Annotated in this window: 13 protein-coding genes and 1 pseudogene; 4 read left to right on the plus strand and 10 right to left on the minus strand. The window is 32.8% G+C overall.

Going from position 1 to position 13,805, the window contains the following annotated elements; all coding sequences use genetic code 11:
• Positions 1–29: 29 nt before the first annotated feature.
• From DKK79_RS07195 to rlmC, 3 genes are all read right to left on the minus strand, one after another.
• A complete protein-coding gene (locus tag DKK79_RS07195) occupies positions 30–560 on the minus strand; it encodes a HugZ family pyridoxamine 5'-phosphate oxidase (protein WP_110423489.1) in 531 nt (176 codons plus the stop codon).
• Between the two features lie 238 nt (positions 561–798).
• The gene (locus DKK79_RS07200) at positions 799–1,008 is read right to left on the minus strand and encodes a hypothetical protein (RefSeq protein ID WP_110423490.1); all 210 of its coding nucleotides are present in this window, start codon (positions 1,006–1,008) and stop codon (positions 799–801) included.
• A 525-nt stretch (positions 1,009–1,533) separates the two neighbouring features.
• Positions 1,534–2,676, minus strand: coding sequence for a 23S rRNA (uracil(747)-C(5))-methyltransferase RlmC (gene rlmC / locus DKK79_RS07205; RefSeq protein WP_110423491.1), 1,143 nt, complete (start codon positions 2,674–2,676; stop codon positions 1,534–1,536).
• 212 nt (positions 2,677–2,888) lie between these two features.
• Between rlmC and map the strand changes: the two genes are divergently transcribed.
• Positions 2,889–3,677 carry a type I methionyl aminopeptidase gene (map, locus tag DKK79_RS07210; RefSeq protein WP_110423492.1) on the plus strand — a complete coding sequence of 263 codons (789 nt, stop codon included), beginning with the start codon at positions 2,889–2,891 and terminating at the stop codon, positions 3,675–3,677.
• Between the two features lie 256 nt (positions 3,678–3,933).
• On the opposite strand, the gene DKK79_RS07215 is transcribed toward map, so the two are convergent.
• Both DKK79_RS07215 and DKK79_RS07220 read right to left on the minus strand, forming a co-directional pair.
• Positions 3,934–4,803 (minus strand): co-chaperone YbbN, encoded by an 870-nt coding sequence (locus tag DKK79_RS07215; RefSeq protein ID WP_110423493.1) that lies wholly within the window; start codon positions 4,801–4,803, stop codon positions 3,934–3,936.
• A gap of 27 nt (positions 4,804–4,830) precedes the next feature.
• Positions 4,831–5,601, minus strand: a complete 771-nt coding sequence (locus tag DKK79_RS07220; RefSeq protein WP_110423494.1) for an SDR family oxidoreductase — start codon at positions 5,599–5,601, stop codon at positions 4,831–4,833.
• 101 nt (positions 5,602–5,702) lie between these two features.
• On the opposite strand from DKK79_RS07220, the gene DKK79_RS07225 reads away from it, so the two are divergent.
• A complete protein-coding gene (locus DKK79_RS07225) occupies positions 5,703–6,395 on the plus strand; it encodes a 5'-methylthioadenosine/adenosylhomocysteine nucleosidase (protein ID WP_110424052.1) in 693 nt (230 codons plus the stop codon).
• A 71-nt stretch (positions 6,396–6,466) separates the two neighbouring features.
• Here DKK79_RS07225 and rnd read toward each other — a convergent pair whose 3' ends face one another.
• Positions 6,467–7,549 (minus strand): ribonuclease D, encoded by a 1,083-nt coding sequence (gene rnd / locus DKK79_RS07230; RefSeq protein WP_110423495.1) that lies wholly within the window; start codon positions 7,547–7,549, stop codon positions 6,467–6,469.
• Between the two features lie 24 nt (positions 7,550–7,573).
• Positions 7,574–8,728, minus strand: coding sequence for a metallophosphoesterase (locus DKK79_RS07235; protein ID WP_110423496.1), 1,155 nt, complete (start codon positions 8,726–8,728; stop codon positions 7,574–7,576).
• Positions 8,729–8,808: 80 nt separating this feature from the next.
• Here DKK79_RS07235 and cmoA point away from each other — a divergent pair.
• A pseudogene (gene cmoA / locus DKK79_RS07240) lies at positions 8,809–9,531 on the plus strand (carboxy-S-adenosyl-L-methionine synthase CmoA); the annotation flags it as partial.
• A 35-nt stretch (positions 9,532–9,566) separates the two neighbouring features.
• Positions 9,567–10,535: a tRNA 5-methoxyuridine(34)/uridine 5-oxyacetic acid(34) synthase CmoB gene (cmoB, locus tag DKK79_RS07245; protein WP_110423498.1), complete on the plus strand. Its 969-nt coding sequence runs from the start codon at positions 9,567–9,569 to the stop codon at positions 10,533–10,535.
• A 611-nt stretch (positions 10,536–11,146) separates the two neighbouring features.
• Here the strand turns inward: cmoB and DKK79_RS07250 are convergent.
• The 3 genes from DKK79_RS07250 to DKK79_RS07255 form a co-directional block, all read right to left on the minus strand.
• Positions 11,147–12,046, minus strand: a complete 900-nt coding sequence (locus DKK79_RS07250) for an endonuclease/exonuclease/phosphatase family protein (RefSeq protein WP_110423499.1) — start codon at positions 12,044–12,046, stop codon at positions 11,147–11,149.
• Positions 12,047–12,293: 247 nt separating this feature from the next.
• Positions 12,294–12,467, minus strand: a complete 174-nt coding sequence (locus DKK79_RS14485) for a hypothetical protein (RefSeq protein WP_181415259.1) — start codon at positions 12,465–12,467, stop codon at positions 12,294–12,296.
• Between the two features lie 223 nt (positions 12,468–12,690).
• A complete protein-coding gene (locus DKK79_RS07255; protein ID WP_110423500.1) occupies positions 12,691–13,620 on the minus strand; it encodes a hypothetical protein in 930 nt (309 codons plus the stop codon).
• Positions 13,621–13,805: the final 185 nt, after the last annotated feature.

Genomic DNA, 13,805 nt, shown 5'->3' on the forward strand with positions numbered 1-13,805 from the left:
TTTATAAATCCTGCTTATGCTAAAAAATTCTATTGTTTATTCATCTGTTCGCTTTTCTGATTAGCGATATAGTCTTCATCAATCGGTGTGACAAGATTATTTGAATGATCGACAATATAGGTTTTTCCAAAACCCAAAACCAATCTAACGACTGTTGGTGATATTTTATATAAATTAAAATCTTTCATTTCTGCTAACATATATACCATTTTACTTACCCTTTTGGCTAACCGTTCAATGATGGTATTAAAAAGTTCAGATTGTCTTGCAACAATGGTTGTCGTTGCATGAAAGGAGAGTCGTCTACGAGCATAGATATTCTTTGTGTTGCATTCGTCATCAATAATTAAAAAAGATATATTAGAATTAGCTTTGATATTCTGACCATGCGGAGCTAAATTTGATATCAAAATATAATAATCATTACCATCAAAGAAGTAAGGTGAATAACTGGTATCTACCTCACCTGTTTTAGTTATCGTGGATAATATTATTGTGTGTACTGTTTCATGTAAATTTTCTATTGTGTTTTCAACAACCTCATTTTTGTACTCAGACATTATTACTCCTTGTTATATTGAATATTGAGTTAAATAATTTATATTTATCGTGATTGGTAACATTTATCAAAATAGTTCGCAATATCAGTATGAGAAATTATAATAAAACTACTTGTCGGTAGGTTCGTCTTTAACAATTTCAACAATTGCTTTTGGACTACTTATCTAAAGCATTAGTTACTTCATCCATAAAAATCCAATCAAGTTTATGCATTAAAATTCTAGCAATAATCACATGTTATTTTTCACCGCCAGAAAGTATTTTTAAATTATCATTAAGTAAATTTCTATCAATACTTCCAGCAGATAACCCCACATCTAAAAGCAGTTGTTTAATAAAATTTAAATCTTTTTCCAATAATGGTTCAGGATAACTTATTACTTGAGCTAATCTTCCAACTGGAAAATAAGTGTCCTGTGACAAAAATAGGATTCTCATTTTTGGCATTTTTATAACCTCATCATAATAGAATAAAGATCAGATAATATTTTGAAAATATCTCGATTTACCAATACAGATGCTCCAGATAAAACAACTGAATTTCCTTTATTCAGATAAAGATTCGATAGTTTTAACTGAAAGATTCCATCCGGTTTTTTAACAGTCAAATCTTCAATCGAAAATTCATCTTGAATAAATTCTGAAGTTTTAACTGATTAATATTGATGAGAACTTGAATAGTGCGATTGGTTCTTGCTATTCACGAAATTGAGTCAAAGCAAAACGATAATTTGTCTCCAAATGTTACTATTGAATTAATGTAGTTTTTAATTGGTTACCAAGCTTGTGAGCAAGACAAAAAGTTAATAATAGCTAGATTGGCGCCAAAAACTTGAAATAGTGAGAAATCCTAAAATCGATATTTACTTTATTAAAGCTTAGTAGGTGGGGAAACGTAAAAGTAGGCCAGTCTTTTTTGCTGATTATTGTTGTTAATTATCATTCAATAAAAACTAACCTAAATTAGTGCAGTTATATAGATTGCAATAGCACCAAAACTTCCATATGTGAAGTATGTGGAAACATATCGAACAATTGTACTTTAGTCATTTGATAGCCGCTCAAAAGTCGTAAATCTTCGGCCATTGATGTTAAGTTACAACTGGAATATAAAACATAGTTAGGTTTTATAGTTTGCAAGTATTGAATTAAGGTCTTACCTGCGCCACGTCTAGGTGGATTAAGTAAGACTAAATCAGGAGTATCTTGTTCATTAGTCACATACTTGGTGGCATCAAGTGATTTAAAATTGAGTTTGTTATAACCAAGTTTTTCAGCGGATTTAGTCGCACATTCAATCGCATCCGGGCTAATTTCAATTCCAGTCAATTGGATGTGATGTCTCCTAGCATGTTGTATACAATGCAAACCAAAACCACCAACACCACAAAAAAGATCCCATATCGAATTTACATTCAAGTCCGCCACCCAATCACTTGCTGTTTTATAGAGTTTTTCGGCTATATAACTATTGGTTTGGAAAAAACTTTTCGATTTAATATATAAAGGTACTTGATTTAATTGGAATGCTAAAAAAGGATTATCCGTTAAAATCAGTTCTTCATCCCCCTCTAATATAGCAGCATGATTGGGTTGAATATTGATTGTGACAACTTGTAAATTATTTATTTTATCTTGTAAAAGATGGTAACTATTTTTAATTTTATCGACAAATTTTTGAGATTTTAAAACAAATCGCAACATAAAATAACTTTCATCACCTATCCTACTTTCAGTGATGATGACAAATTTTAATTCACCTTTTCGCTTATTAATATTATAAGGAACTAATCCTTGTTTACGAATATAGGTACGCACTAGTTTTAGAATATGCTGCATATTGGTGCTATATAGCGGGCAATCACACAAATCAATCATTGTGCTATCATTTTGAATGCCTAATACTGGTTTTTCAACTGTGCCTAGCACCGCCATTTTAGCTTTATTACGAAATCCTGATTCAGGGCTAGCACAAGGAGCATTAACTTGCTTTGGATTAAACTCTGCTAATGTTTGCAATAAATGATCTTGCTTTTCTGTTAATTGAGAGTAATACGCTTGATTAATTTTATGGCAGGATAAACACTTTTTTTCTTGATAATAGTTACATTGCATCTTGTTAAAACCTTTTCTTATAATAGATTATTATATTATTAAACGGTTTCAAGCTGTATTAGTTTTCTTTTTTTATACACAAAAAACTCATTACTCAGCTTTTTTTTCGAAAAACTTAAAGTTTTCAATCACGATGATTAATCCATTGCTATGCTTTGACGAAATAGAGGTATATGATAGGATATGACCATGAAAATTACAGGAACACATTAATGTCTATTAAGTTGAAAACCCCCGCCGAAATTGAAAAAATGCGTATCGCAGGCAAATTAGCTGCTGAAGTTCTAGAGATGATCGAACCCTATGTTAAACCAGGAATTAGTACTGGTGAGCTCGATAAAATCTGTTATGAACATATTGTGAATGTTCAAAAAGCTATTCCTGCCAATATTGGTTATCATGGTTTTAAACATACCAGCTGCATCTCCATTAATGATGTTGTGTGTCATGGTATCCCTAGTTTTGATAAAAAATTAAAAGATGGTGACATTCTTAATATTGATGTTACCGTAATCAAAGATGGTTATCATGGTGATACTTCCAAAATGTACATCGCGGGTAAACCAACCGTTGCTGGCGAAAAACTTTGTCAAATCACTCAAGAAAGCTTATATGAAGCGATTAAAATTATTAAACCAGGAATTCGATTAAGAGAAATTGGTAAAACCATTCAAAAATATGTCGATAAGTTTGGATTCTCTTCAGTTCGGGAATATTGTGGTCATGGTATTGGTGAAGTATATCATGATGAACCTCAAGTACTGCATTATGATGCTGATGATGGTGGCGTAATTTTAAAACCAGGTATGACTTTTACTATTGAACCAATGGTTAATACAGGTGATTGGCGTACACGTACCATGAAAGATGGTTGGACAGTTAAAACCAAAGATCATGGACTCTCTGCGCAATATGAGCACACTATTCTCGTGACAGACAATGGTGTTGAGGTTTTAACTCTTCGCAGTAATGAAAACTTTCCTCGCGTTATCGAACACTAAATAAAAAGGGATATTCAACAATGTCTTCAATTGTTGAATATCCCTTTTTATAAAATTTAACCTAAATGTCTTAGATTTGAATTTTTTTCCGCTAATTTTTTGTTTAATTCATCAATTTTACTTCGATGTATCTTTTCTTGCAAAATTTGAATACTTTGTCGAAACAAAGGGTGCGAAGAAATACCACCGCTTAACATATAAAATAACCCCAACAAAAAACGCCAAAAAAATCTTTTATACTTTGGTTTCATAAATTTTAATATAATAGCGTGTAAAGCTTACGACGATAGTTACTCGCCAATGCATTATTGGTACCTAGGGCTGCTAGCAGATCAAGTAGCGTTTTCTTAACTTGTCCGTTGCCAGCATTTAGATCCTTAGTTAACGGTTTAAATAATAGCTCTAGTGCTTCTTCGTGTCGCCCGACTTGCATTAGTTGTGATGATAGTTGGATCATCAATTCCACATTATCTGGCTGTTTTGCTAATTCAGCTTGTAATTGCTGTAACTCAGGTGAATTTGCTGCTTGCTCAAGTAGCTCAATCTCAGCTTGCAAGCCATGAAATGCTGAATCTTGGTCTTGTAAAGGTATTGTTACCAAAACTTCTTTAGCATCAGAGAGTTGTTTTTGTTCAATTTGCGCTTTCGCTAACATAAATGCAATATCGGATCTTGGTTTACCTAAATGATCTGTTAAGGTAGTCCATGCTTGCTTTAATAAGGGTAGTGCTTGAGCATATTGCCCTTCATTAAATAATTTTTGCGCTTCAACCAGTTTTAATTCATCTTCATTCGGTAAAATTTTGGCTAAAAACGCTTTAATGGTTTCTTCAGATTGTGGTCCTTGAAAACCATCAACAGGTTGTCCATTTTGAAACATATAGACCGTTGGAATGGCTCTTAATCCAAATTGTGCAGCTAGCATTTGTTGCTCATCACAATTCACACTAGCTAAAATAAATTGCCCATGATGCTCGGCGGCTAATTTGGTAAGTGTATCGGTCATTTCTTGATGGTTAGGACTTCTAGCTGACCAAAAGTAGAATAATACCGGATTATTAACTGATTTTTCGATAATTTCTTGAATATTCTGCTCATTAACATCAAAAATAAATTGATTTGACATAATCTACCCTATAAATATTTTAAATGATTATTTATTTTGTAAAATTTTATCCATTAATCGGTCAGGAAGCAAACGTTTAGCGATAGCCGCTAATTTAGTTACTTTAGTTACCCTGTAACGTATTTTTGGCTTAGCATGTTCTAATGCATGATATAAATATGGCAAAACAGCCTCTGGCGCTAAGGTAAAGCGTTTAGCAATCGGTGGATTTTTTACAATGTTCTCTTTTTCTGTCTGATTTACATTATTTGAAAAGTAGGTTTTTAAAGGACCTGGCTCAATTAAACAAACTTTTATATTCGTTTTAGCTAATTCTAACCGTAATACATCTGACCATGCTTCTAAGGCATATTTACTTGCAGAATAAGCTCCTCTACCCGGCGTGGCCACAATTCCAACAATCGAGCTTGTTTGAATGATTCGGCCTTCATTATGCTTAAGCATTGCCGGTAATAGTAGTTGCGTTAGCTGGTGAACGCCAAAAAAATTAGTTGAAAACTGTGATTCTAATTGTACTCGACTAATAGTGTTTAATCGACCATATACCCCAAATCCAGCATTATTAAATAAAGCATATAATTTACCGTCACATAAAGTTAACACCTCTTGGGAGGCTTGAATAATTGAGTCAGGATTATCTAAATCTAACAGAACGGTCTCAAAACCTTGCTCAATTAGTTTTTTTTGATCATCTACTTTACGACATGAAGCAATGACACGATAACCTCGTTTTTTCAACGCAATGGCTGAAATCAATCCAATACCACTAGAACAACCTGTTATAAAAATTGTGCGCAAATTTTATCTCCGTAATATTCATTTATTGTCAAGTCAACATTCAGCAATTATCATAGCACATTTAGAATAAATATATGGCTAATAAACGCCAAGAGGACCTGATGAAAATTGCTATTATCGCCGCAATGGAAGAAGAAGTTGCCATACTAAAAAGTAAAATTACCGATTATCAATTAGAACACCATTTAGGATGTGATTTTCATATAGGCAAAATAGCCAATTGTGACATCGTATTATTACAATCTGGTATCGGTAAGGTAGCCGCCGCTTCTGGCACAACCCTGCTTTTAAATAATTATCGAGTTGATGCGGTAATTAATACCGGATCGGCTGGTGGACTGTCAACCGAGCTTAATATAGGTGACATTATTGTATCGAAAGATGTTTTTTATCATGATGTTGATCTTACTGCGTTTGGTTATAAACCTGGACAAATGTCGGGTTGCCCTATTTCGTTTACTGCTGATGAGGATTTTCAAGCATTAGCCGAAGTCTGCATCAAAAAACAAGGTGTTAATGCCGTTGCTGGCTCTATAGGGAGTGGCGATGCTTTTATTAATGGTAAAAGTAATCTTGAACGAATTAAACAAACATTTCCTGAGGCGATTGCCGTCGAGATGGAAGCCGCCGCTATTGGTCATGTTTGTTGGTTATTTAAAATACCTTTTGTGGTGGTTAGAGCCATTTCCGACAATGGCGATAACGAATCGGCAGTTGATTTTCAATCCTTTTTAAAATTAGCGGCTGCTCAATCATCAAAAATTGTTGAATCGATGTTAAATGAACTCGCCTAAATAATAAACTGGTGTCAATGGTATTTGACACCAGTTAACAACGATCAATCCCTGAATTATATTTTACCTGTTTATAAGTCATACTGTTCAAAGAGCGGTTTTCGCCAACCAGATAAAATCTCTGGGATATCGCCTTTTTTATCTTTTTTCCATTGTACATATTGGTTAATTAATCGTCTTGAAAGAATTAATTCACTACTAAGACCGGTTTTTGATGAAATTTTTTCAGCAATTTGCTTTAATAAATCAGCGGTATCTTTATAATTTGGATAACTATTGATTCTTTGAATGGCAGGAATATTTGGTATTGGTTCTTGCAATATTGTCAAAATGGTCTGACCATATAAACGCACTTCTTTTCCCTTCATGCCTAATTTATCTAACTCAGCTAAAGAGGTAGGTTGATAACGAGCGATTTTCCATAAAATCACTTCGTTAACAACAAAATTCAAAGCAATATCTTGAGTTTTGGCTAATTGATATCGCCAACATGCTAGTTTGGCCAATTGACCTAAACTATTACCTTTCAATTGCCAACTATTTTTAATATTTAAATAAGCATTTTGCGGATCAAACGGTAAACATTTTCGCGCAATAAGATTTTGACTCTCTTGATAAGCAGCATCTAGATAATTGTTTGATGTTAACTTAGATTTTAAAATATTCATTAATGGAAAAAGATATAACACATCATTAATCGCATAATCACACTGCTTATCAGTCAAAGGACGTTTTAACCAATCGGTACGTGTTTCACTTTTATCTAACTCAATGTCGAGATATTTATTAACCAAACTAGCGTAACCACTACTAATTGGATTATCTAAGAACGAAGCTAGAATTTGGCTATCGATAACCGGAGTTGGGACACAATTAAAGGCATGAAGAAACACCTCAATATCTTCGCTACAAGAATGAAAGTATTTTTCGATTTTAGGATTCGCTAAAATAGCCCAAAAATCCTGCCATTGGGTGATATTAAGCGGATCAATTAAAGCAGCATGTTCTCCATCAAAAACCTGTATAAGTCCTAATTGAGGATAAAATGTTCGCATGCGAACAAATTCAGTATCTAAGGCGATAGCGTTACTATTTTCAATTTTCCGACAATAACTGGCTAATTCTTCATTACTGATAATAAATTGATAATTCAAAATATGATTCCTATTTAAAATAATCTATTCTGCTGTCGTTTTTGGAGCAAATGAGACATCGATTACGACAATTTCAGACCGCGTCATAAGTCTTAATGGCGGTCCACCAAATCCATAACCACAACTCACGATATTAGTGAAATGATGATTACTATCTTGATAAATTCCATAACCATTTTTATACATCATCGCCACCAAAATATTGATGGGAAAAATTTGTCCACCATGAGTATGCCCCGAAAGCATCAGATCTACATTTTGTTCGGAGACTTCATTAATATTTCGTGGTTGATGATCTAATAAAATGATTGGTTTCTCTGGCTGAGCAAACATAATCAAATCGGATAAAGAAGCTCGATTAACATCATAGCGAGATGAAGAAAAATCATCCCGCCCTATTAATGTAATACCCAACTCATCAAGATAAACAATGTCATCTTTTAAAACTTTTAAATTTGCTTGTTTAAATGCAGCAATGATATCTTCCTCACGATTATCGGTAGCATGAGTCCCTAAATATTCATGGTTGCCAAAAATAATATAATTACCATATTTTGACTGCAATTTTCGAAACTGTTTATCAAAACCTTTTTCTATAAAAGGTTTTAAACGTGCATCTAGTGTATCACCGGTTATCATAATAAAATCTGGTTTTAAGGCATTTACCTTTTCCACCATTTGTTGCACCGTTTTACTAGAAGTATCTGCATTAATATGAATGTCGGAAAGTTGAACAATTCTTAAGTGGTCAATTTTAGCTGATTTAGCAATATCAACTTGATAATGGACTATTTGAGGATTTATCGCCATTTCATGACCAAAGCAGAACAAAGCTAAAACGGCAATAATATAGCTGACCTTAAACCATAAATGGGGTTTAAACTGTTTCTTACTAAGCCAATAAATTACATCAAAAATAACGGTTATGAAAACACTACAAATTATTAAACCTGAAATGGTTATTAATAAAAGATGTAACCATGAGACTAAAAAATCATTGAATAATCGGGCAAATGTTAACGATAATCCGGCAAAACAGATCACAAACCAATAGATAATCTGACAAAAACCGGTTAAATGAACATTAAACCAAAACTGCCAGCGTCTACCTAAGTAGAATGTGACCAAAACATTAATAATAATTGTTGCCAAAATGGCTGTAAAATCAACCAAAGTCATAATTATCCGAACAAACGAAGACAAAAGATGGTATGATAGCAGAATTAGATTCTTTAGTTCCAATAACTTTTATGCATACCAAAAAAGACCAGTTATTTTCAGCGCCGATCGATAAATTAGGCGATTGGACTTTTGATGAAAAAGTTGCCGAAGTTTTTCCCGATATGGTACAACGATCTGTCCCCGGTTATTCGAATATCATTTCAATGATAGGCATGCTTGCAGATAGATTTGTTCAACCCAATTCAATGATTTATGATTTGGGATGTTCACTTGGTGCCGCAACGTTAGCAATTCGTCGTCAAATCAAACAAGATAATTGCCGTATTATTGCGGTTGATAATTCATTACCGATGGTCGAACGCTGTAAAAAACATATTGATGCTTATAAAGCAACAACACCTGTTGAAGTTATATGTGAAGATATTTGTAATATCAAGATGCAAAATGCCTCAATGGTGGTGCTAAATTTTACTTTACAATTTTTAACACCTAACAATCGGCAACGCGTTTTAAATAATATTTATCAAGCACTAATCCCTAATGGAATATTAGTTCTATCGGAAAAATTTAGTTTTAGTGATAAAACCATCGATGAATTACTATTTAATATGCATCATGATTTTAAACGCGCAAATGGTTACAGTGAACTTGAAATTAGCCAAAAACGCAATATGCTAGAAAACGTTATGCTTACCGACACCATTGAAACCCATAAGCAACGTCTAAACAACGCTGGATTTGGGCATGTAAACACATGGTTTCAATGTTTTAATTTTGGCTCCATCATTGCTATAAAATAACCTCCAGTTCTAATCTATTAACTAAGGAAAAAAGAATGATTGATTTTGGTGATTTTTACCAAATTATCGCAAAAAATAAACTTAAAAATTGGCTTGAAGTGTTACCTGCTCAATTAGCCAATTGGCAAAAACAGAATATTGATAATCGCTTCACTCAATGGATCAACAGTATTAAACATTTACCGGCGATTACTCCTTTTCAAATCGATTTGCGCAGCAGCGTAACAGCAAAAACAGAGCAACCTTTATCTGACGGCGAACAGCAACGAATCACCCAATTGTTAAAAACTATGATGCCGTGGCGTAAAGGACCATTCTATCTTTATGGTGTGGATATCGACACCGAATGGCGTTCTGATTGGAAATGGGAAAGATTAGTTGATCATATCGAGGACTTAGAAGGTAAAACTGTTCTCGATGTAGGTTGTAATAGTGGTTACCATTTGTGGCGTATGGTTGGTGCTGGCGCTAAATTGGCGGTAGGCATTGATCCTATGGCACTTTATTTATGCCAATTTGAAGCAATTCGCAAACTTTTAGGTAATGATCAACGAGCTCATTTGTTACCATTGGGTATTGAAGAGTTGCCAAAACTAAAGGCATTTGATACGGTTTTTTCAATGGGCGTATTATATCATCGACGATCGCCGTTAGATCATCTTTTTCAATTAAAAGATCAGTTAGTTGAAGGTGGTCAACTAGTACTCGAAACCTTAATTATTGAGGGAGCTGAAAATCAAGCATTAATGCCTGGTGAACGTTATGCACAAATGCGAAATGTTTATTTTATTCCATCAGTACCCACTATGATTAATTGGTTACATAAATGTGGTTTTAAAGAGGTAGACATGGTTGATATGTCGAAAACCAGTTTGGATGAACAACGTAAAACTGCATGGATGGAATCTGATTCATTAGCTGAATTTTTGGATCCTAACGATTTATCGAAAACGGTTGAAGGTTATCCTGCCCCAATGCGAGCAGTATTTGTAGCCAAAAAATAATAAATTCAACCGACTTGAAATGACAAAAATCGCTGTTTTTTTAGTTTTATTAAGGTGCGAATTAACACATTAGTTTTTCAGAATGATAGGTACTTAACTGAAACTTTATTCAAATTAATGCAATGAAACTAATTACTGCAAAAAAAGCAGAACGCTTTATCTTAAATTAGTTAATGAAATTTAAAAACAGGCATCTAGCCCGTTAACTTGTTATTGTTCTGTTAACTTATTATTGTTCTACTAAAGTTAATTTAGCGATAACCGGAATATGATCACTGACTAATGGCCAATTTGTCCACTGCCATTACTCGCCATTATTAAAATTAGCAATGGTAATTGAGGGCCTATCTTTATTAACATATACGTTATTGGGTGATGTACTATATTGAGTTTTAACTAAATCTTCTGAGGCATAACTATACGAAACAAAAGAAAAAAAACAAATGATATGGAAGTATGCATTAATTCGATAGTATGTCTATCATTAATAACATTATAATAGTGAGACACCTAAAAGCTTATTTACCAATAGTCCAGTTAACTTGATGTTTTTTAGTAAAATAGAAACTCAAAAGCTATATCTTTCTCATATAGCTTTTGATCGACTAAAATTATTTATTATTGATAATCATCTGAACCGGATAGTGATCGGAATATTTATCTGTAAAATCATCTTTTAACACCTTAACATCAATCACATTATTTTTAAGCGATGGAGAAACGTAAATATAATCATAACGTAAAGGCACTGATGCTTGATCATAAAATACTTTAGTTGGTGCTGTTGAAATAAATTCTTTATGTTTTAACTTTAAAGCATCAATATATCCAGCATCAAGCAGGTTTTGCTGTACAGTATAACTTAGTTGCCCATTGACCAGATTTTCCAAAATTGGTCTTTTCTTCTGTTTTTCTTTGATATCCTCTAAAAGCGTACTTTTATCATAGTCAGATTTATCAGCTGGTGAGAAAGAGTTCAAATCACCGGCTATTATCCATTTTCCGTTAGGATCACGGCTGTATTTGATTGAATCAATAATCAAATTGATTTCATCAATCCGTTTAGCTGTCCAAAAAGGATTCATATGGGTGATCACAAAATGATAATTACCAACATCAGCAAACAACGCACCATGCCATAAGTTATCGACTACTTTATTCACATTGACGATAGGATATTTTGAGGTAATAGCAACAGGAAAAAAAGCCGGATCATCTGGAGATTCTTTTAAAAGTACCGCGTATTTATGGCCATAATCAGCTGCAAATTTTTCAAGCTTTTCACGAGTAAAGAAATTCATCTCTTGCCATGCGATGATGTCAGCATCTTGTGCTTTCGCCCAATCTATATATTGCTGTTTACCTTCACTTTCATCCAATTTCATGCCGTTATAAACATTATAACTGATGATTTTTAGTTGTTTGGCATCATCGAGTGATGCATAAACATTTGAAGTACAAAGAATGATCCCACCGACCAATGCGGCCATTTTTAATTTTGTTTTATTCATAAGATATTCCTTTCATTAATTAACTCATCTTAGATATTATATTGATTAGAATTTAATCATACTTTTTTTTATAATTTATGTGATTTATATCAATAAAATCATTTACAAATCGTGCTAATTAGTGATCACGAACACGAAAATTATTTATCTAAGAATAATTTTTCCTTGTTAAGAAAAAAGGCACCTAGTAATTCAATTAGGTGCCTATAAATATAGTATTTATTACTCAACTCAATATATGACCATATTATTTAATAATGAACAGATTTTTTTGATCGGTATCTCTTAATGCTGATTCAATTTCTCTCGTTGCAGACATATAAGTATGATTTGGATCATTTTCTGCAGTACATTTTTCCATCATACTACGTTTTTCTCTAAAATTATCTTTGGTGGTTATTTGACTATATAATTTAGTCAAATTTTCACCCTTTAAGGTAAAGAGGTTGTTCCAATCATTTAAATGTTGTATTACAAATTGCCTACCTCATCACATTAATTAATCCTATATTAATGATTTGTAATATTTTATCATTAGAAAATGGCTATGGTTAATATAAAAAAATAAAAGGCATAAATTTAATTATCAGAATTTATGCCTTTTATATTTATATTTTGTTTCTTCGAAAAGGTGATTTTTACATTTATTTAATGATGTAAAAATGAATATCTCGAGTTTTATCTAAAATTTGATCTAATTGACGAAATGCTGGGTAATAGGTTTGTTCTGGATCGATCTCTTTAGGGCAAAGTTTTTTAGAATCTACTAATGCATATCTACCTTTATCGCCACCTAATTCTTCATACTTATTGGCAAAATCGTTACCTTTTAATGTAAACAGTTGTTGCCAATTAGCTAATGTTTCCGCTAAGTATTTTTTACCTGGTTCACATTTAATTCCATCTAGATTAATTGTCGGGAACACATATTGATTAATTTCGGTCAATTTAACTGGTTCGTTAGGGAAGCTTAAATCCTCTTCTAAACCGTCTTCTTTAAGATAATTCATATATTCGTGTTCACGATAAACTTTAGTTTTACGAACTTGATAAGCCTGATTACTATTAATTCTTTCAGAAACTTCTTCAGGCATTTCTTCGTCAATAGTATAGTCCCATCGGTTATGTTCGTCTTCAATGAAAACATCATTAACAACTTTTACCGGCAGCTCAACCTCTTCTTTTTCACCATTCAAAATGACAGTGACCTTATTAAGCGTTTTTTCATACATCTTATCATAAGCTTCATCGGTGGTATTGTCGGTTGCATAGATAAAAGTATGGAACATATAGTTGCTTTGGGTTGGATTAATAAAACCGCTACCAGAAAATTTAGCTGGTTTGACAACAAAATTAACCGACTGATTGTTATAGGTTAAACTATGTTTACCATATTCGAAAGTATATGAAGTTTTAGAGTTGGCAGGTATGGTTAATTCTTTACCATCAATGGCAATGACAATTTCATTTGCAGTAGGATTATCAATTACCCGCACTACTGACGTTGGACCACTAAAACAGCTACAAAGCGTAAAACCGCAAGCAATTAATGCGGAATATTGTATTTTTTTCATCACATTCAATTATTATTTTATAACTTAAGGGATGTTAATTCTATCATGTTAAAAATTATAATAAATAAATAATTTAACTTTTAAGTAATTTGATGAAAATCCTCAAACATCAGTTTAACTTCAACCTTTGAATTGTTTTATGCAATAGATAAAAATATCCCAACAATGTCAAATGTGAGGATATT

Source organism: Gilliamella apicola, from assembly GCF_003202915.1.
GTDB classification, from domain to species: Bacteria; Pseudomonadota; Gammaproteobacteria; order Enterobacterales; family Orbaceae; genus Gilliamella; species Gilliamella apicola_Q.